This is a genomic window from Bradyrhizobium arachidis (assembly GCF_024758505.1).
In the GTDB taxonomy this organism is placed as follows: Bacteria; Pseudomonadota; Alphaproteobacteria; order Rhizobiales; family Xanthobacteraceae; genus Bradyrhizobium; species Bradyrhizobium manausense_C.
The window spans coordinates 640,907-661,340 of record NZ_CP077970.1 but is presented as its reverse complement, the minus strand read 5'-3'; the positions used below and the strand labels follow the sequence as shown (position 1 = coordinate 661,340).

Here is a 20,434-nt window from a genome sequence, read left to right as displayed (position 1 = left end):
GGCTGCTAGACGGGCAGGAATAGCGCAAACGGCTCTTCGACGGTGCGGCGCAGATGATCCCGGTAGAGCGCATAGTTGGCGTTGTCGGGTGCAACGCGGCCGAGCGTGGGATTCTTGACGTTCCTTTGCGGCACGAGGGCGATCGGCGCGGCAATCGGCGTCAGTTGCGATCCGGGGCCGGCACGGAGCGTCGAGATAATCCCGTACATCTCTCCGGCCACCGTCGGCCGCGACACGGTGATGACCCGGTGCTGGCCATGGCGGTTGATGACGAGATAGATGAAGCCCGACTGGTGGGGGACAGCGACCTCGCCGGTGTGCTCGTAGGCGGCATCGGTCCGTTCGCCCTCGCGGAAGACGAGTGACGAGACCGTGGGCTCCCAGGCGATTTCGGTGCGGTAGGCGAAGATCGCGTCCTTGTCGCCGAAGGACGGCCGCAACGTGATGTAGACGTCCTCCAGCCAGGTCACGGCGCGGTGCGAGTAGGAGCCGAGGCTGTCGGGCGCGACATCATTGCCGCTCGGGGCGACAGGCACAGGCGAACTCCGGCGCAGGGAGACGCCCAGCGCCTGCTCGAGCCGCACCGTTGTCGCGAGCGTGAACGGCCGGCGTCCGCCGAGCACCTTCTCCAGTGTCGACAGGCTGAGCTTTGCCTGCTCGGCCAGTGTCTGGCGGGAAATACGGCGTTTCGCGATCTCCTCGCGAATCTTCTCGGCGACTTCACGGCTTTGCTCGTCCGTGAGCTGCTTGTCCGGCGTATGCATCTCGCTTCCTGCTCCCATGGCGCCAGTCTAGCAGACGGACAAATCCGCACAAAACCGTACATCGCCACCTCCGCCGCGCCCTCCCCGGACGGAGGGCGGCCGAACATTGCCGATCATTCTGCTCGCGAAAATCCGCCCTCCCGGCAGATTTGGAGCGTGACCAAACGGTCTTCGGGAGCAAGGGAAATGAGCACCATCAGCGACATCGAAAGCGACGAGCACACCATGCTGAGGCGATTGATCCGGCTGGGGCTGGTTCTCCTGGCGCAGGGCATCGCCGTGATCCTGATCGGATTTGTGGCCCTTCTTGTCAGCCTCTTTGTCAGCCTTGACCCGGCCTGGTCGGCCACCTCAGAGCAGGCGACCCTGCTGCAACCCGGCGAGGCGCGCTCCGGGACGCTGCTGCTCAAGGAGGACGGCGTCACGACCGAGGCCGTCAGGCTCGGCATCGACATCGACATCACGGTCTCCGGCCCGACCCTGCGCGCACGCGTCACCCAGATCTTCCGCAACCCCGGCAAGGACTGGGTGGAAGCGACCTATGTCTATCCCCTGGCGACCAACGGCGCAGTCGACACGCTGAAGATGGTGGTCGGCGACCGCGTCATCGTCGGCGACATCAAGGAGCGACAGCAGGCGCGCGTGATCTACGAAGAGGCGCGCCGCACCGGCCAGAAGGCGGCGCTGACCGAGCAGCAACGGCCGAACATCTTCACCAACTCGGTCGCCAATATCGGCCCCGGCGAGACCGTGCTGGTGCAGATCGAATATCAGGAGCCCGTCCACCAATCCGGCAACGAATATTCGCTGCGCCTGCCGCTGGTGGTGGGCCCGCGCTACAATCCCTCGCCGATCGTGCAGAGCGTCGACTTCCGTCCCGACGGCTCGGGCTGGGGCGCGACCAAGACTGATCCGGTGCCGGATCGCGACCGCATCTCGCCGCCGGTGCTCGATCCCCGGAAGCATCCGCCGGTCAATCCGACCAGCATCACGGTTCGCCTGCAGGCCGGCTTTGCGCTCGGCGAGGTCAAGAGCCATCATCACGCCGTCAAGACCGACAGTCCTGACGCAATGACCCGGATCGTAAAACTTGCGGACGACACCGTTCCTGCCGACCGCGATTTCGAGCTGACCTGGAAGCCGGCAGCCGAGAAGGCGCCATCCGTCGGCCTGTTCCGCGAGCATGTCGGGGACGCAGACTATCTGCTCGCCTTCGTCACGCCCCCGGCGCTGGATCAGGCCGCGCAGAAGCCGCTGCCTCGCGAGGTGGTGTTCGTGATCGACAATTCCGGCTCGATGGGCGGCACGTCCATCGTGCAGGCCAAGGCCAGCCTGCTCTACGCGCTCGGCCGTCTCCAGCCGAACGACCGCTTCAACGTCATCCGCTTCGACGACACCATGGACGTGCTGTTTCCGACTTCGGTGCCCGCCGACGCCGACCATGTTCGCGAGGCGACCTCCTTCGTTAGCGCGCTACAGGCGCGCGGCGGTACGGAAATGGTGCCGGCGATGCGCGCGGCGCTGACCGACAAAATCGGCGACACCAACATGGTTCGCCAGGTCGTGTTCCTGACCGACGGCGCGATCGGCAATGAACAGCAATTGTTCGAAACCATCACGGCGATGCGCGGCCGCTCGCGCATCTTCATGGTCGGCATCGGTTCTGCACCCAACACCTATCTGATGACGCGCGCCTCCGAGCTCGGGCGCGGCGCCTTCACCCATATCGGATCGGTCGAGCAGGTCGAAGAACGCATGCGCGGCCTGTTCGCCAAGCTTGAAAATCCAGCCGTCACCGGCCTGAGCGTCAGGTTCTCGGACGCCCATGCCGACATCGCGCCGACGATCGTGCCCGACGTCTATCGCGACGAGCCGCTGGTGCTGGCCGCAAAACTCGACAAGCTCGATGGCTCCTTCGAGATCAAGGGCCGCGTCGGCGACCGGCCGTGGTCGGTGACGCTGCCGCTCGGCAATGCTGCCGAAGGCAAGGGCCTGTCAAAACTCTGGGCCAACCGCAAGATCGGCGATGCCGAGGTCGCCCGCACCATGCGCGAGCTGCCCCAGGAAGATGCCGACAAGACCATTTTGGCGCTGGCGCTCGAGCATCAGCTCGTCACGCGATTGACCAGCCTCGTGGCCGTCGACAAGACGCCGAGCCGTCCCGCCGGCGAACCGCTCAAGCTCAGCGAATTGCCGATCAATCTGCCGGCCGGCTGGGATTTCGAGAAGGTTTTTGGCGAACAGATGCAGCAGGCGCCGGCACAGCTTCGGGAGCGTCGCGCGGATGCGAGCGGCCGGACGGCGACGCGACGGCCCGCGCCTGCCGCCCAACCCGACACGGTCCGGCTGCCCAAGACGGCGACGACCTCCGAGTTGCAGATGATCGCAGGGCTTCTCCTGCTGCTGCTCGGCCTGATCATGTTCGTGTTCAACCGGCGTCAACTCCTTGCTCATTGACGCCGGGTGAAAGAGGAGACCTCACCCGACTCCTCTTCTTGTGCGCGCGCGGCTGCCCGTCCCGTCTCAACGGCCGCGCGCGCCTTTTTCTTCAAGGTTTCGTACCGCTCTCTCATGCGTCATTGCGAGCGAAGCGAAACAATCCAGAGTCCCTCCGCGAAGACAGTCTGGATTGCTTCGTCGCTTCGCTCATCGCAATGACACGAGTGCAGGAAAATGCTCCGCTTCATCTCTCCGCTCGCCCTTGCCCTCGTCGGCGCCATCCTGTTCGGCGACGGCGCCTATATCCAAGCCAAGGCATGGCTGGCGCAGGTGCTGCTCGAACGCGCCTTTGCGCAGAGCGTCGCGACCGGCAGGCCGATCAAGCCATGGTCATGGGCAGACACCTGGCCGGTCGCGCGGATCGAGGTGAAGCGGATCGGCGCGCACGCCATCGTGCTCGCCGGCAGTAGCGGCCAGGCGCTCGCCTTCGGACCCGGCCATGTTGAGCAAACCGCCAATGCCGGCGAGCGCGGCGTTGCCGTCTATTCGGCGCATCGCGATACGCATTTCCGTTTCTTGCAAAATGTGTCTGTTGGTGACGAAATCGACATCACGCGCAGCGACGGCAAGCACTTCCGATACCGTGCCGACTATCTTACCGTGGTGCGCTTCGACGCCTCCGGCATCGATCTTGCGACCCACGATCACGAGCTGGTGCTTTCGACCTGCTGGCCGTTCGACGCACTGACGCCGGGACCCGAGCGCTACATTCTGCACGCCACCATGATCGGCCTTGATTAACCAAATCGGCCATCCGCTCCCACGCCGCCATCTGCTTGATCCGCTGGAGGCTTCTCATCTGAAGCACGATTCAGGATGCCGCCATTTTGGGCCGAACTGAACTGGTGTTGCCGGCCGTAGACCTATAAACGGGGTTGGCGCGCGGAACCCCTTTTATTCCGGGGCTGCAGGACATCGGCATGGACGACGAATTTCAAAAGAAGCTCTTGCAGCAAGTGGAGCAGCTCGAGAACCGCATCGCGCTTCTGGAAAGAAACCAGCACCTCATCGCAGCCGGCCAGCGGCGATCGACGCTGCGCGGCCTGTGGCGGCGTCCGCCGATGTGGACCTTCGAGCAATATCCGCCGCGCCTGCTCAACATGAAGAGCTTTCAGCCGGCGCCGCCTCCCCCTGCGAACGCACCGCGCATTGCGATGGTCACGCCGAGCTACAATCACGCGCAATATCTCGGCGCCACGATCGACAGCATCGTCCGCCAGAACTATCCGAACCTGCACTATCACGTACAGGACGGCGCCTCGATCGACGGCACGCTCGACCTCCTGAAGAGCCGTGGCGATAGCATCAGTTGGCGCAGCGAGCGCGACGCGGGTCAGTCCAACGCAATCAACCTCGGCCTCGCCGGTACGGATTGCGAGATCATGGCCTATCTCAACAGCGACGACATGCTGCTGCCCGGCACGCTCGCCTATGTCGCGAACCACTTCATGACGCATCCCGACATCGATATCGTTTACGGCCATCGCGTCTTCGTCGATCGCGACGGGCTCGAGGTCGGCCGTGCCGTGCTGCCGCCCTACAATGGCAAAGTGCTGCAATATGCCGACTATATCCCGCAGGAGACCATGTTCTGGCGCAAGCGGGTCTGGGACAAGATCGGACCGATCGACGAAAGCCTCCACTACGCGATGGATTGGGATTTCATCCTTCGTGCGCAGGCAGTCGGATTCAAATTCCAGCGCCTGCCGCGATTCCTGGCCTGCTTCCGCATCCATGATGCGCAGAAGACTGCAGCGACCTACGCGGTCGGCGTCAGGGAGATGGGCATCTTGCGGCGGCGCTCGCTCGGCTTCGATCCGACGCAGGCCGAGATCCGCAGAGCCATCGCACCATATCTGGCGCTCCAGATCGCCTATCACTACGGCTACAAATTCGGCGCGCTGCGTTACTGATTGCGGCTGATGGGTCGAAGGTGATCAGCGTCCATTCCGTCACGCGGCATACGGCGCACGAGGTTGCCACTCTTCCAATCTCACCTTACAAAAGAGCCACGCGCCGCCGAGAACGGCGCAGCTAACAAAATGTAGGGAACGCGCCATGGAAGCTCAGGTGACCAAAGCATCCGTTTCTCCGAGCCCATGGTCGCCTGCATCAGATGCCAGCGACGTCGTCAAAGGCATTCACGCGATGCTGCACCCGCGCAACATCGTGCTGGTCGGCGCGACCGACAAACCCGGCAACTATGCCGAGCGCATCTGGAACAATCTCGTCAAGTACCAGTACGAAGGCGGGCTCTATCCCGTCAACGCAAAGCGCGAGGCGATCTGGGGCGTCACCTGCTACAAGGACTTTGCGAGCCTGCCCGAAAAACCCGATCACGTGCTGGTGCTGGTGCCGGCGCGCTTCGCCGTGCAGGTGATCCGCGATGCGGCCGCGGCCGGCGCGCGCTCGGCCACCATCGTGACCTCGGGCTTCAGCGAACTGCAGGACGATGAGAGCCAGAAGCTCGCAAGCGAATTGCAGCAAGCGGTGCGCGAGACCGGGCTTGCGGTCACGGGTCCCAATTGTCTGGGAAACCTGAGCGCCGGTGAAAAGCTCTTCACCAATATCGACGACCGCGTCGTGACCATGGAACAGGGCGCGGTGGCGATCGCCGGTCAATCCGGCGCCATCGTCATGGCGATCCGGCAGGCGCTGGAGGATCGCGGCGTCGGCGTCGGCTACATGGTCACGACGGGCAACGAGACCGGGCTCGAGACACCGGACCTGATGCGCTATTTTGCTGAAGATCCGAGCATCCGCGTCATCGTCGTCTATCTCGAAGGCGTGCGGAACACCAAGGCGTTCCGCGACGCCTGCAAGGCCGCGCGCGCGGCGAGCAAGCCGGTGATCGCGCTCAAGCTCGGTGCGTCCGAAGGCGGCCGCGCGGCGGCCATGGCGCATACCGGGGCGCTTGCCGGCTCCATCGAAACTTTTGACGCGATCGCAACACGCGAGGGCGTGATCCGGGTGCGCGGTCTGGACGAACTGATCGAGACTACCGAGTGCTTCGTGCACGCGTCCGTGCCAATGGGCAATCGGCTCGCGGCGGTTTCGCTGTCCGGCGGCAAGCGCGGCATGTTGATCGATGCATTCTACGCGGACGGCCTGAATTTTGCGCCGCTGAGCCCGCATGCCAGCGGGGAGCTTGCAAAAATGCTGGGGCCCGGCTCGATTGTCGGCAATCCACTCGATGCCGGTTTCGCCGCCGTGGTCGATCCGTCCGTCTACATGAAGTCGATCAAGCTGATGATCGACGATCCCGACATCGACGTCGTCATCATCGACGCCGAGCTGCCGAAGGCACCGCATGAGCTGCGCGAGCGGAACTTGCGGATCGTCGACGACATGGCGAGCCGGGCCGGCAAGCCGGTGATCTACATCAGCGCGATGTCGATCGGCTTCACCGAGTTCACCAAGGGGTTGCGCAAGTCGCTGCCGCATATCACGGTCATGCAGGGCCTCGACCGCGCGGTGACCGCGATCGAGTCGTTGCTCGACTATGCCAGGCTGCGCAAGGAAGTGCCCGACATCGTATCGGGCTCGAAGGCATCCGCCCGCGCCGTACTGGAGAAGACGCTGAAGCAGGCGCAGGGAGCGGCGCTCGATGAAGTCGCCTCCAAGAAGCTGTTGAAGGCCTATGGCATTCCGATCTCGAAAGAGGGCATCGCCCAGACAGCGGCAGAGGCCGTCAAGCTCGCCAAGCAGATCGGCTTTCCCGTTGTGGCCAAGGTCGTCAGCGCGGAGATCCTGCACAAATCCGACATCGGCGGCGTGGTGCTCAACCTCAACAGCGCCGCCGAGGTGAAGAAGGCGTTCAACGGCATCACCGCGCGGGTGAAGAAGCTGAAAGGCAAGCCGAAGCTCGAGGGCATTTTGATCGCCCAGCAGGTCAAGGCCGATCTCGAGCTCGTGGTCGGCGCTTCGCTCGACGCCGAGATGGGACCGGTGGTGCTGTTCGGCACCGGCGGAATCGATATCGAGCTGTTGAAGGACGTAGCACTAGCGGGGGCGCCGCTGGACGAAGCGGAAGCGCGGGCCTTGATCGGCCGCACCAAGGCCGGCATCAAGCTGGCGGGCTATCGCGGCAAGCCGGCCCTGCATCAGGCGTCGGCGGTGAAGGCGCTGGTCGGGCTGTCCAACCTGATCGCGGATGCCGGCGACCGTATTGCCTCGATCGACATCAATCCGTTCCTGATCAACCCCAAAACCGGCGTCGCCGTGGACGCGCTCATCGTCCTTAACAATGCCGCAGCAAAGCGGGCAGCGAGGCATTGATCGTCTTCCACTTGGCCGCCTTTGCCCATAAAATCGGCTGCCGACTCCGTGAGATCAGGGGTCGAGAGCCGAGGAGCGATGGCGCGCAAGAGCAACCTGGTGATCGGAACCGTGACGCTGGCCGTGATGGCCGTGGCGTTCGGCAGCGTGCTCGCCGTGCAGAAATTCCGCACGGCCCAGCAGCGCAGCCTGCTGCGCGTGGTGTACGAAGGCGGTTCTGCAAGCGGCCTGCGCAAGGGCGGCCCTGTCAATTTTGACGGCGTTCCGGCCGGCCAGATCCTGTCGATCAAGCTGGACAATCCGCGCAAGGTCGTGGCCCTGGTAATGCTCGACAACAACGCGCCGATCCGCAAGGACACGGTGGCCGGCATCGAGTTTCAGGGCTTGACCGGTGTTGCCGCAGTGTCGCTGATCGGCGGCGCGCCCGCCGCGCCCCCGGTGCCGCTGGACCAGGACGGCGTTCCCGTGCTGATCGCCGATCTCAGCGATGCCGAGTCCATCGTCGAGACCCTGCACAATGTCGATCGCATGATCGTCAGCAACGAGGCCCTGATCAAGGACGGCCTGCACAATTTCGAGAACTATACCGCCGACCTCAAGAGCAAGGGCGAGGCGATCGACGCCATCATGGCCAAGACCGAGAACGCGTTCGCAAGCATCGATGGCGCGGTGAACAAGATCGAGGGCGTGGTGCCGAGCCTTGCCAACGGCAAGGCAGACGAGCTGTTCGAGAAGGTCAAATCGCTGCGCGAGATGACCGACAGCATGAAGAAGAAGTCGGCGTCGTTCATCGAGGACGGCCGCCGCATGCTGCTCGACGTCAGCGAGGCCGCCAACAAGATGGCCGGCACGCCCGCCCCGCCGCGTCCACCGCGCAGGCCGCCGCAGCAACAGAAGCAGTGAGCGCTCTGCCCTTATCCTCCCCTGGAGGGGGAGGATCGGTTCGTATGCAGCGAAGCGAAATATGAACCGAGGTGGGGTGACGGTCTCTCCACACCGCGCACTGCCCGAGGGGAGAGATCACCCCACCCCGCTCGCGCTTCGCGCGATCGACCCTCCCCCTCCAGGGGAGGGTGAAGCACCTCACCACGCGTAGCGCACGATGCCCTTGCCGGCGTAGGACCGTGTGACGTTCGAGAACTCACCTTCAAAAGTTCCGATCGCGGACCAGCCGTTCATCCACTTCATCTCGACTGAAGCCGTGGTCAGCGCGGAGTCGCGGGATAGCGCCGCGCCGTTGACCACGAAGGCCGAGCCCGGCAGCGTCTGGAACACCGCACCGATGGTGCGGTCCGGATTGAAATCATGCGCCCAGGCGACGCGGCCGCGCAGTGTGACGACGCCGTTCGAGGCGGCAAAGGATCTGTCGCTGCGCAGGCCAAGCTCGGTGCGGGTGTCGGTCACGCTCTTGCCTGCATAGCCGAGCGCAAATGCGTTGGTGCCGACAACGGCGTTTTCCGCGTAGTTCGGCAGATTGAAGTTGGTCGCCTGCACCGCGGCATAAGGCGTCACGCCCATCCAAGGTGTCACGTAGCGGTAGCCGCCCTCGACGCGGCCCGAGAATGCGTTGGCGTTGAACTGCGCGCGCAACTGGTCGTAGCCGGCTGCGGTGACGACGCGGTTGGTGGTGACATCCTGCCAGCCATAGGCCAGCGCCGCCGTGATGTAGGCCGGACCGGAATTGTGGCGAACGAAGGCGCCGGCCTGGAACAGGTCGGAATGACCCCAGCCGAGCCCGTTGACGCCAAAATTGGTGGCACCACCAGCGAGCGCGACACCGGCGATCGTCGAAGGCGAGAAGCGATAGTCGAAGCCGACAGCAGTGCCGTAGACGCTGCTGGTCGTGCTGTTCGAGCCAAGCGCCGCATTGCCGTCGGTGGTTTGCGAGCCGCCATAGCCGGCCGCCCACACGCTCCAGCGCTGGTCGAAATCGGCGGCCGGCGCCTTGCGGTAGATCGACGCGAAGGCGTCGCGCGCGCTCTTGCCGGTGGACGCATAGGCGTTCGCGCTCGCCTCTTCGGCAAACGGCGTGGCGCCGGGCGTGCCGCCGCCGCGGCCCGCCGAGAACGGATCGGTCAGGAGGCCGAGGAACAGGTTCATGGCGTTGAACGTCGCCTGCTGCGAGCCGGTGCCCGGCTCGCCCGAGGCCTGCGTCAGGCCCTGGGACGTGAGGTTGGCCAGCGCCACGGGAATGCTGCCCGTGGTGTTGAAGACGCGCGTCAGGGCGTTGGCCACGTTCTGCTGGTTGATGTTGAGGCCGGTGCCGTAGTTCAGCGCGAAATCCAGGAAGACGTTGTTCGGATCGTAGCTCAGGGTCGCGTGCAGATTCGGCGACAGACCTGCGACGACCGGGTTGAACGTGTCGACGACACCACCGGCTGCGAACAGGATGGTGTAGTGCTTCTGGATCGTGCCGACCGGCACGGCCACGACCGTGGCGCCGTTCAGCGTTGCCGTGCCGGCGACCGCAGCAAAGCCGTTGTTCGCACCCGAGATCTGGACCATGTAGGTCGATGCGGTCGTCATCGAGAGGCTGCCGTTGACCGTGAACGTGCCGGTCGGACTGCCAGGCGCCAAGGTGCCGCCATTGATGATGGCGTTGCCGATCTCGCCCTCGCCGCTGAGCGTGCCACCGGCAGCGACGGTGACGTTGCCGAAGATCACGCCCTGCACAGTGAACGTGCCGCCGAGCACGGTCCAGTCCTGATTGCCGATGCCGTTCACGGTCCAGTTGGAGCTGTCGACCTTGTTGAAGGTCGTGAAGCCATCATACTGCTGGCCGGCACCGATGTCGGAGAGACTGAAGGAATCATTGCCGGTGCCGCCGAGCTGGAGCGTGTCGGTGCCCGCGCCGATCACCTGACCGAAGATCCTGCTGCCCGGCCCCAGCGTGAGCGTGTTGTTGGCACAATTACAGAACTCGATGGCGGTGCCGGTTCCGGCATTGATGGTACCCGAATTGAAGACGTTGCCGCCGCCGCTCACGAAGATACCGACGCCGCCGTTGCCGACCGTGATCGTGCCGGTGTTGACGATCTGGTTGATGACCACGCCCGAACCGCTCACGTCGATGCCGGCGCCGCCGTCACCGACGTTGATCGTCCCGCGGTTGGTGACCGTATTGCCGTCGCCGGTCACGAAGATGCCCTCGGCAGAATCCCCGCCCGAGATCGTCTTGGTGTTCGTGATCGTACCCGAAGAACCGGCATAGGCGATGCCGGCGCCTGCGAAGCCAACAGTGAGCGTCCCGTTTTGGGTGATCGTGGCGCGGTCTCCCTGCACCCCGATGGCTGCACCGAAGTCGGCGATCTTGATCGAGTTATCGTTCGTCACCGTCGCATCGTCGCCGAACACGGCGATGCCGCCACCGAACTGGCCTGCCTTGATCGTGCCGGCATTGCTCACGACGGCAAAATTGCCCTGCATGAAAACGCCGAAGGAGTTATCCCCGACGGTGATGGTACCAGTCGCGGTATTGGTGATCGTGTTGTGATCATTGATCGCGGAGATGCCGGCGCCCAGCGCGGCCGCATCGCCGATCGTGATCGACCCGGCGTTGGTGACCGTGCTGTTGCCCGCTACGAAAATGGCATTCGAGTCGTTAAGCGCGGTGATGATGCCGGTGGCGGTATTGGTGATGGTGCTGTTCGCGCCGGCAAAGATGGCCGAGCTCGAGGCTCCCGTGATGAGCGAGCCGCTGTTGGTGACCGTATTGTTGTCGAAGACAGTGATCGCCACGCCAAAGTCGCCGGTCGCAATCGTTCCGTTATTGGCGATCGTGTTGTTGTTCACGGCCTGGATGCCGATGCCGTTGTCCAGGGCCACGATCCCGGCGTTGTTGGTGATGGTGTTGTTGCTGCCGGCGCTGATGCCGGTCAGGCCCGAGGCCACCGTGATCGTCCCGTTGTTGGTGACGACGTTGAGATCGTTGACGCTGATCGCCGCCGTGCCGTTGTCGTTGACGGTCGCCCCCGTCAGCACATTCACGGTCAGGCTGTTGACGCCGACGCCAGCCTGAAAGCCGTCGACATCGATGCCGCTGCAGGTGACCGTCTGGCCGCTCGTGGCTGGGTCGGGCGTACAGACCGCCCGGGCGGTCGTGGAGAGGCAAAGGCCCAGCAGGACCGCCACGACGGACGACACGGCCGTGCCGCGGCACAGCCCACCCTGCCCGCGCGATGGCAACCGAACTTCCACCCCAACGCCCCTCATTCCCGGCGCTCCCAGCGGCGCCGCCGGTAAATTAGGCGACCGGTTCCCTCCGTGAAACTACGCAGATGCGGGAATCGGCGGATTCGCTCACAACTGGAGCAGATTCAGGCCGCGATGTTGCAACCGAGCCACGTTTTGTGGGGCGCGGTTGTCATTCCGGGCACCGTCTCCGCGGTCATCCGTCGCAGCGTCAAAAAAGAAGCGCGAAACAACCCCATGCACAGTAGGCGGCCGCGGTGCCGCGCGGGCGCGCCTGTATCCAGAATTGCCCAGTCGTTCGTGGAGGTTAGCTCGTTCCAGATGCCCTCGATCGGGCGTTTTTCGATTCCGCGGTCGAACTCGTCATCTCACTCATAAACAAACGCCGCATCGTCGAGATTCGCCTTCGGAATCTCATCCTTCTCGGTCCAGTAGTCCTGGCTGTGCTGCCATTCCGGCTTGTCGCCGCGCTTGGGCAGCAGGTTCATGTTGCGCATCATGTAGCCGGGGTTGAAGTTTTCCGGATCGATCCAGGGCAGGATCGGCATGTTGTGGTCTTCGGGGCGCAGCTTCACCTCGACCTTCTTCTTTCCTTTCGCCTTCATGTGCCCGAGCAGACGGCAGACGAAGTCGGCGACGAGATCGACGCGCAGCGTCCAGCTCGCGCGGAAATAGCCGAACACCCAGACCATGTTCGGCACGCCCGTGAACATCATGCCGCGATAGGTGACGGTGTCGCCGAAATCGAGCGGCTTGCCGTCGATCTCGAATTCGATGTCGCCAAGCGTTGAGAGGTTGAAGCCGGTCGCGGTGACGATGACGTCGGCCTCCAACAGCTTGCCGGACTTGAGCTGGATGCCGTTCTCGACAAAGCACTCGATCTCGTCGGTGACGACGGACGCCTTGCCGCTGGCGATGCCCTTGAACAGGTCGGCATCCGGCACGAAAGCAATGCGCTGCCGCCACGGTCGGTAGCTTGGCGTAAAATGCGTCTCGACGTCGTAGTCCGGCCCGAGGATCGCGGCGATCTGGCCGATCAGCTCCTTCTTGACCGCTTCCGGGTTGGCGATGCAGAGCTTTGTGAACGCGTCCTGCTCGAACAGGATTTTCCGCCTGGTGATCTCGTGGATCCATTCCTCGTCGACCTGGAGCCGGCGCAGCTCCTCGGCGATCTCGATGGCATTGCGGCCGATCCGGAAATAGGTCGGCGAGCGCTGCAGCATGGTGGCGTGCGCGCATTTGTCGGCAATGTTTGGCAATAGCGTCGCCGCGGTCGCACCGGAGCCGATCACCACCACCTTCTTGTCGGTGAGATCGAGATCGTCAGGCCAGGTCTGCGGATGGACGATGCGGCCCTTGAACCTATCCGTGCCCTTCCATTCCGGCGTGTAACCGTCGGAATGGCGATAATAGCCCTGGCACATCCAGAGGAAGTTCGCGGTGAAGATCTTGAGCTCGCCGGCGTCGGTCGTGACAGCTTCGATGGTCCAGAGATTTTCCTCGCTCGACCAGGTCGCGGAATTGATCTTGTGCTTGTAGCGGATGTGCTTGCCGAGATCGTTCTCCTCGACCACATCATTCATGTAGGCAAGGATCTCTTCGGCCGAGGCGATCGGCGGTCCAACCCAGGGTTTGAAGCGATAGCCGAAGGTGTGGAGGTCGCTGTCGGAACGAATGCCGGGATAGCGATGCGTGACCCAGGTGCCGCCGAACGTATCCTTCGTCTCCAGAATGACGAAGCTCGTGCCGGGAAGCTGCTTTGCCAGATGATACGCGCTGCCGATGCCGGAGATGCCGGCGCCGACGATCAAGACGTCGAAATGTTCTGAAGCTTGCTTAGTGTTTTGGGCAGTGCGAACGGCGACATTCATTGTTAGTTCTTGCCTTGCTTGTGTGGCCGTCCTTGACCGGACAGCGCGTTTCCTCCGCGACAGGCAGGTCGCCCATCGCGCTTCCGCTTCAAAATGACATAGATCAGATCGCGATCAAATCACAGCGCCGCACCCCAGCTCCGCGCTGTCTGCAATATCCAGTCGCGATAGAGCGTGAGTGGTGTGACGCCGGTCAGTCCGCCACAGCCGGCACTGCCGTTCGGTCCCGTCGACCAGCTGATCAAGCCGATGATAGCGGGACCATTCGGCTTGTCCTCGAACACAGGACCGCCGGAATCCCCTGTGCAGGCGCCGATTCCGCCGCTGATACCGTTGGTTACGGGATCGACGAGACGAATCTGCAAGGTGCCGGGCTTACCTGTTGCAACGAGGCCTGCGACGCGCGTGGCACCTCCGCTCTTGCCGTCGCCAGGCACGGTGACGCCGATACCTGCAATGGTGAAACGGCCGCCGACCTGAATTGGAATTTGCGGCGAGCCCACCGGCACCGTCGATTTTCCTTTGAGTGGAATTTCCAACTGCAACAGCGCGACATCGGCGGTCGCGCGATGCGACTGCATTGCCTGCATGTTGAAGCCGGGATGAATCGCAATCGTCCGGATGTTCTGAAGCTCCGGTTTGCCGTCCGCGCCATAGGCGACGATCTTGTAATCGGCGCCCGGCTGCACGCAATGCGCGACCGTGAGAACGAGCTTCGGCGCGATCAGGCTGCCGCTGCAAAAGTTTCCGCGGGAGCCGACGATGGTGACGATTGCGCGCGCGACGCCGTCGGTCTGCGGCGTGCCACCGTTGACGATAGCCTCTGCCGGGGCCGCGAACAGCAATGCTGCGGCGATGGACAAGAATGTCGCTGTCTTCATGGCGACATGGCATAGCCGCTGGAAGCGCTGCGGGCTAGTCCCGGCCGCCCCCGCATGCTAGCCGTCGTCGCCTGTCATCAGCGAGGACAAGACATTGGCGATCGAGGCGGTGATCTGGGATTTTGGCGGCGTGCTGACGACCTCGCCGTTCGAGGCGTTCACGCGGTTCGAGACCGAGCGCGGCCTGCCCGCCGACATCATCCGTCGCACCAACGCCACCAATCACCTCGAAAACGCCTGGGCAAAATTCGAGCGCGCCGAGGTCGACATCGAAACCTTCGATCATTTGTTCGCGGCTGAATCGCTCGCGCTCGGCGCCGAGGTCCGCGGCCGCGACGTGCTGCCGCTGCTGCAAGGCGATCTGCGCCCTGAGATGGTCGAGGCGCTGAAGCGCATCAAGGCGCAGCACAAGACCGGTTGCATCACCAACAATCTGCCGGCCAACGCGATCGGCAGCATGACCGGGCGCACGCTCTACGTCGCCGAGGTGATGACGCTGTTCGACCATGTCATCGAATCAGCCAAGATCGGGCTGCGCAAACCCGACCCGCGCATCTACCGGAGGATGGTCGAGACGCTAGAGGTAGATCCGAAGCGATGCGTCTATCTCGACGACCTCGGCGTCAACCTCAAGCCCGCGCGCGAAATGGGCATGACCACGATCAAGGTCACGAGCGGAGCGCAGGCGATTGCCGAGCTCGAGGCGGCGACGGGATTGAAGCTGGGTTAGTTCTTCCGTCATTGCCAGCGCAGCGAAGCAATCCAGAATCTCTCCGCGGTGACAGTCTGGATTGCTTCGCTGCGCTCGCAATGACGCATGTGGAGCGCTTACTCCGCCGACGCAATTCGCTCCGGAAACGCGGCCGCAAGTGACGCCCGGTCGGGCTTGAGCACGCCGCGCTCGGTGATGAGGCCTGTCACCAGTCGCGCGGGCGTCACGTCAAATGCGTAGTTCGCGACCGGCGATCCCTCGGGCACGATGCGCACCGTTTCCAGCCGACCGTCGGCGGTGCGGCCGGTCATGTCGGTGACTTCAGTACCGCTGCGCTGCTCGATCGGAATATCCTTGATGCCGTCATTGACCGCGAAATCGATCGTCGGCGACGGCAGCGCGACATAGAACGGCACCTTGTTGTCGTGCGCGGCGAGCGCCTTCAGATAAGTGCCGATCTTGTTGCAGACGTCGCCATTGGCCGCGACGCGGTCGGTGCCGACGATAGCAAGATCGACCATGCCGTGCTGCATCAGGTGCCCGCCGGTGTTGTCGGGGATCACCGTGTGCGGCACGCCGTGATGGCCGAGCTCCCAGGCGGTGAGCGAGGCGCCCTGATTGCGCGGCCGCGTCTCGTCGACCCAGACATGGATCTTGATGCCGCGCTCATGCGCAAGATAGATCGGCGCGGTTGCCGTACCCCAGTCGACGGTCGCGAGCCAACCTGCGTTGCAGTGGGTCAGCACGTTGACGGTCTCGCCAGGCTTTTTCTTCGCCGCAATCGCCTCGATCAGTGCCAGCCCGTTGCCGGCAATGCCGCGGTTGATCTCGACGTCTTGCTCGACGATTTCGTCGGCGCGCGCATAGGCCGCTTCCGCGCGCTCCACCGGATCGACCGGCGCCAGCGCGGCGCGCATCTCGTCCAGCGCCCATTTCAGATTGATCGCGGTCGGCCGCGCCACGACGAGCGTGTCATAGGCACGTTTCAGGCCCGCATCGGAACTGTCCTCGCGCATCGCGAGCGCCATGCCGTAAGCCGCAGTGGCGCCGATCAGCGGCGCGCCGCGCACCAGCATATCGCGGATCGCGACGGCCGCGTCCTCGCAGGATGTCAGCGTCGCGACGACAAACTCGTGCGGCAGCCTGCGCTGGTCGATCGCGCCAACCGACCAGCCATCGCGCTCGCGCCAGATGCTGCGAAAATGCTTGCCATCGACCTTCATCGCAACGCCTTTCGTCTCAAGCCCGCAAGATGCGGCCCGCCACCGCGTCGAGCTTTTTCAAAAGCTCGGGGTCGCGTGCCTCGGGGGCGGTGATCAGCGCGGTGTCGAGCGCGCGGTCCGAGCCGATCGGGCACGGCTCATGCTCGCGCGGAAAATCCTTTGCCAGCCGCGCCACCAGCGCTTTCGCGCGGTCGGCGTTCGAGGTCAGCATCCGGATGATATCCTGAACCGTGACGGCATCATGGTCGGGATGCCAGCAATCGAAATCGGTGACCATGGCGACGGTCGCGTAGCAAATCTCCGCCTCGCGGGCGAGTTTCGCTTCGGGCATGTTGGTCATGCCGATCACGGAATAGTCGAGATTTTTGTACGTCATGCTCTCCGCATAGGTGGAGAACTGCGGCCCCTCCATGCAGACATAGGTGCCGCCCCGCGCGATCGCGATGCCCTCGGCATCCGCGGCCGCGGCAAGATGAATCCGCAGGCGCGGCGAGACCGGATGCGCCATCGAGACGTGCGCGACGCAGCCTTTGCCGAAGAACGAGCTCTCGCGCTTGTAGGTGCGGTCGACGAACTGGTCGACGAGGACGAAGGTTCCAGGCGGAAGATTTTCCTTGAAGGAACCGCAGGCCGACAGCGAGATCAGGTCGGTGACGCCGGCGCGCTTCAGCACGTCGATATTGGCGCGGTAGTTGATGTCGGAAGGCGACAGCCGGTGGCCCTTGTCGTGGCGCGGCAAAAACACGATCGGCAGGCCAGCTATGCTGCCGCGTCGCACGGGCGCCGACGGCTCGCCCCAGGGGCTCTGGATGACCTCTTCGCGAGCGTTCTCAAGTCCCGGCAGGTCGTAAATGCCGGAGCCCCCGATGATGCCCAATACCGCCTGCGTCATGCCTGCTTCACCCCTGTGTACGGGAGCAAGCTATGCCAGTTTTGGGAGGATTTTGGAACGGGGAATGGCCGACCGCCAGGAGCGCAAGCGCAGATGACACACTCGGTGTCGTCCTGGCGAAAGCCAGGACCCATTACCCCAACGGGTCATTTGGCGAAGATTGGTCGTTGGGACTAGCACCATCCGCGATCGATGGATTCCGCGCTATGGGTCCTGGCTTTCGCCAGGACGACGTCGGTAGACTACGCCGCCTTCACCGGCTGCAACTGGCTCACCACCATCCGCAGCAGCGACTCGACCGACTGGAAGTTTTCCGGCGTGATCTCGGCTTGCGGGATCGTGAAATCGAATTCGGCTTCCACACCCAGCATCAGATTGACCATGTCCATGGAGGTCAGCCCGATGTCGACGAGGCGCGCGGCTGACGTCACGTCGGCAGACAACGAATTTTGCGCGAGGATGCCCTGCACCAGCTTGATGATGCGATTCTGAACATCGGTCTCGAAGGCCTGCATCTGAAAGCTCCCTTATTGTTATAGGCCGGTCTTGTTATAGGCCAGTCCTGCAATCGGCGGCACCATAGCCGAGCTGTCTTAGGAAACGATGGCTCACGTTGAATAAAATTATACTTCTTCGAAATCGCTAACCCGATGTTAGGAATCTGGGGGGCGCCGCAAACCAGACCTTAACTGTTCGCTTCGATTGAATTTTGTTTACCCTCAATTTCGTCGACGAATTTGAATTAAATCCGTAGCCTCCGGACCCAAGCAAACATGGTCGGATGATCGTTCACGCATCGGCTGATGCCGATCGATCTCGAACGACGAACCGGAGGCGGACAGTCATGAACGTGCGTGAAGCCACCCTTCAACCTGCCCACGACGCTCAGGCGAGCTTTCTGGACCCGATGCCCTCGCTGATCGAGCGCGCCGGCAAGATGGCCAAGGCCGCTGCCACGGATGCTGACGGCGTCGACCGCGAAGCCCGCTTTCCGCACAAGGCCTTTGAAGTCGCGCGCGAGGAGAAGCTGCTCGGCGTCATGATCCCGGTCGAGTTCGGCGGCTTCGGCGCCTCGATCTACGACGTCACCGATATTTGCTACACGCTCGGGCGCGCCTGCGCCTCCACGGCGATGATCTATGCGATGCACCAGACCAAGGTCGCCTGCGTCATCAGGCACGGCCACGGCATTCCCTGGATGGAAACCATGATGCGCCGGGTCGGCCGCGACCAGTGGCTGCTCGCCTCCTCCACCACGGAAGGCCAGAACGGCGGCAATATCCGCTCGAGCGCTGCGGCGGTCGGACATGACAACGACATGATCTCGCTGCTGCGCGACGCGACCGTGATCTCCTACGGCGCCGAGGCCGACGGCCTCGTGACCGTCGCGCGTCGCGCCAACGATGCTGCATCTTCCGACCAGGTGTTGCTTGCGCTCGCCAAGGACGACTATGCGCTGAAGCGCACGCTCGGCTGGGAAACGCTCGGCATGCGCGGCACCTGCTCGACCGGCTTCGAACTCCGGGTCGACTGCCCGGCCGACCGCGTATTTCCCGAAGCCTATGACAAGATCCACGCCCAGACCATGACGCCGTTTGCGCATCTGTGCTGGTCGTCGGCCTGGGCCGGCGTCGCCACCGCCGCGGTCGAACGCGCGCAGGCCTTCATCCGCAAGGCGGCACGTTCGTCCGGCGGACAGATGCCGCCGGCGGCTGCCCATTTCACCGCGGCAAAAATGTCGCTCGCAAAACTTCGCGCGCTCATCGCTTCGAATGTCGGCGCCTTCGCCCGTCACGAGCATGACGAGCGGGCGCTCAGCTCGCTCGACTTCCAGTCCTCGATCACGCTTTTGAAGGTCCAGGCCTCGGAGCTCGCGGTCGAGACCGTGATGCACGCGATGCGCACGACGGGCCTCTCCGGCTACCGCAACGACGGCGACTTCACCATGGGCCGTCACCTGCGCGACATTCTCTCCTCGCCGATCATGATCAACAACGACCGCATTCTCGCCAATGCCGCAACCTCGACGCTGATGAGCGGCGTGCCGGCAAGCCTTCACGATTAAGAGCCTTCACGACCGACAAGACTCAACGACCAACAAGAACAATTGCCGATAGCAGGAAGTTTGACCCATGAACGTTGCCGTTCTCCCAAGCTCGCCCGACACCGTGCCGGAAGCCGTCGATCCGCTCGATCATCTCACTGACACCCTGTTCCACCGCATGGGCTCCGACGGCGTCTACGCCCGCACCGCGCTCTATGAGGACGTCGTGGAACGGCTGGCCGCGCTGATCAGCCGGCATCGCGAAGCCGGCACCGAGGTGATGCGCTTTCCGCCGGTGATGAGCCGCGCGCAGCTCGAAAAGTCCGGCTACCTCAAGAGCTTTCCCAACCTGCTCGGCTGCGTCTGCGGCCTGCATGGCACCGAACGCGAGATCAACGCCGCGGTGAGCCGCTTCGATGCCGGCGGCGACTGGACCTCGTCGCTGTCGCCCGCCGACCTCGTGCTGTCGCCGGCGGCCTGCTATCCCGTCTATCCGATCGCGGCAAGCCGCGGCCAACTGCCGAAGGGCGGCCTGCGCTTCGACGTCGCCGCCGATTGCTTCCGCCGCGAGCCGTCGAAGCATCTCGATCGGCTGCAGTCGTTCCGGATGCGCGAATATGTCTGCATCGGCAGCCCCGACGACGTCGCCGATTTCCGCGAGCGCTGGATGGTGCGCGCGCAGGCGATCGCGCGCGACCTCGGCCTGACCTTCCGCGTCGACTATGCCAGCGACCCGTTCTTCGGCCGCGTCGGCCAGATGAAGGCGGTGAGCCAGAAGCAGCAGCAGCTCAAGTTCGAGCTCCTGATTCCGCTGCGCTCGGAGGAGCAGCCGACGGCGTGCATGAGCTTCAACTATCACCGCGAGCATTTTGGCACCACCTGGGGCATCCAGGACGCCAATGGCGAGCCCGCGCATACCGGCTGCGTCGCCTTCGGCATGGACCGGCTTGCGGTCGCGATGTTCCACACCCACGGCATTGACCTCTCGATCTGGCCCGCCAAGGTCCGCGACATCTTGGGGCTTCAGCCGCAGGTCGCGGCCAGTGCCCATGGCGAGGGCTGGCGCTAGATTCATTTTG

General features: G+C 63.7%; 15 protein-coding genes. 8 read left to right on the top strand and 7 right to left on the bottom strand.

Translation table 11 applies throughout. The features are described from left to right. Window positions 1-5 precede the first annotated feature (5 nt). A complete protein-coding gene (locus KUF59_RS03105; RefSeq protein ID WP_212460733.1) occupies window positions 6-764 on the bottom strand; it encodes a helix-turn-helix domain-containing protein in 759 nt (252 codons plus the stop codon). Window positions 765-950: 186 nt separating this feature from the next. On the opposite strand from KUF59_RS03105, the gene KUF59_RS03100 reads away from it, so the two are divergent. The 5 genes from KUF59_RS03100 to KUF59_RS03080 all read left to right on the top strand — a co-directional run bounded on the left by KUF59_RS03100 (window position 951) and on the right by KUF59_RS03080 (window position 8,444). After that, window positions 951-3,221 (top strand): marine proteobacterial sortase target protein, encoded by a 2,271-nt coding sequence (locus KUF59_RS03100; RefSeq protein WP_212460734.1) that lies wholly within the window; start codon window positions 951-953, stop codon window positions 3,219-3,221. A gap of 216 nt (window positions 3,222-3,437) precedes the next feature. Continuing rightward, complete coding sequence (locus KUF59_RS03095; RefSeq protein WP_212460735.1) at window positions 3,438-4,004, top strand: class GN sortase; 567 nt, start codon at window positions 3,438-3,440, stop codon at window positions 4,002-4,004. Window positions 4,005-4,183: 179 nt separating this feature from the next. Continuing rightward, the gene (locus tag KUF59_RS03090) at window positions 4,184-5,176 is read left to right on the top strand and encodes a glycosyltransferase (protein ID WP_212460736.1); all 993 of its coding nucleotides are present in this window, start codon (window positions 4,184-4,186) and stop codon (window positions 5,174-5,176) included. Window positions 5,177-5,321: 145 nt separating this feature from the next. Then, a complete protein-coding gene (locus KUF59_RS03085; protein ID WP_212460737.1) occupies window positions 5,322-7,541 on the top strand; it encodes an acetate--CoA ligase family protein in 2,220 nt (739 codons plus the stop codon). A 78-nt stretch (window positions 7,542-7,619) separates the two neighbouring features. Then, window positions 7,620-8,444, top strand: a complete 825-nt coding sequence (locus KUF59_RS03080; RefSeq protein WP_212460738.1) for an MlaD family protein — start codon at window positions 7,620-7,622, stop codon at window positions 8,442-8,444. Window positions 8,445-8,624: 180 nt separating this feature from the next. Here KUF59_RS03080 and KUF59_RS03075 read toward each other — a convergent pair whose 3' ends face one another. The 3 genes from KUF59_RS03075 to KUF59_RS03065 form a co-directional block, all read right to left on the bottom strand. Further along, window positions 8,625-11,753 (bottom strand): autotransporter outer membrane beta-barrel domain-containing protein, encoded by a 3,129-nt coding sequence (locus tag KUF59_RS03075; protein WP_212460739.1) that lies wholly within the window; start codon window positions 11,751-11,753, stop codon window positions 8,625-8,627. Window positions 11,754-12,100: 347 nt separating this feature from the next. Next, window positions 12,101-13,603 carry a flavin-containing monooxygenase gene (locus tag KUF59_RS03070; protein ID WP_212460740.1) on the bottom strand — a complete coding sequence of 501 codons (1,503 nt, stop codon included), beginning with the start codon at window positions 13,601-13,603 and terminating at the stop codon, window positions 12,101-12,103. 119 nt (window positions 13,604-13,722) lie between these two features. Continuing rightward, window positions 13,723-14,484 (bottom strand): S1 family peptidase, encoded by a 762-nt coding sequence (locus KUF59_RS03065; RefSeq protein ID WP_212460741.1) that lies wholly within the window; start codon window positions 14,482-14,484, stop codon window positions 13,723-13,725. Between the two features lie 94 nt (window positions 14,485-14,578). Between KUF59_RS03065 and KUF59_RS03060 the strand changes: the two genes are divergently transcribed. Next, window positions 14,579-15,214 (top strand): HAD-IA family hydrolase, encoded by a 636-nt coding sequence (locus KUF59_RS03060; RefSeq protein WP_212460742.1) that lies wholly within the window; start codon window positions 14,579-14,581, stop codon window positions 15,212-15,214. A gap of 98 nt (window positions 15,215-15,312) precedes the next feature. Here KUF59_RS03060 and mtnA read toward each other — a convergent pair whose 3' ends face one another. From mtnA to KUF59_RS03045, 3 genes are all read right to left on the bottom strand, one after another. Further along, complete coding sequence (gene mtnA, locus KUF59_RS03055) at window positions 15,313-16,419, bottom strand: S-methyl-5-thioribose-1-phosphate isomerase (RefSeq protein WP_212460743.1); 1,107 nt, start codon at window positions 16,417-16,419, stop codon at window positions 15,313-15,315. 16 nt (window positions 16,420-16,435) lie between these two features. Then, window positions 16,436-17,311, bottom strand: coding sequence for an S-methyl-5'-thioadenosine phosphorylase (locus KUF59_RS03050; RefSeq protein WP_212460744.1), 876 nt, complete (start codon window positions 17,309-17,311; stop codon window positions 16,436-16,438). Window positions 17,312-17,553: 242 nt separating this feature from the next. Continuing rightward, window positions 17,554-17,826, bottom strand: coding sequence for a phosphopantetheine-binding protein (locus KUF59_RS03045; RefSeq protein ID WP_212460745.1), 273 nt, complete (start codon window positions 17,824-17,826; stop codon window positions 17,554-17,556). Window positions 17,827-18,155: 329 nt separating this feature from the next. Here KUF59_RS03045 and KUF59_RS03040 point away from each other — a divergent pair, with 329 nt between their 5' ends. Together KUF59_RS03040 and KUF59_RS03035 are read left to right on the top strand one after the other, a co-directional pair. Beyond that, the gene (locus KUF59_RS03040) at window positions 18,156-19,376 is read left to right on the top strand and encodes an acyl-CoA dehydrogenase family protein (RefSeq protein WP_212460746.1); all 1,221 of its coding nucleotides are present in this window, start codon (window positions 18,156-18,158) and stop codon (window positions 19,374-19,376) included. A gap of 67 nt (window positions 19,377-19,443) precedes the next feature. Then, the gene (locus KUF59_RS03035; RefSeq protein WP_212460747.1) at window positions 19,444-20,424 is read left to right on the top strand and encodes an amino acid--[acyl-carrier-protein] ligase; all 981 of its coding nucleotides are present in this window, start codon (window positions 19,444-19,446) and stop codon (window positions 20,422-20,424) included. Window positions 20,425-20,434 lie beyond the last annotated feature (10 nt).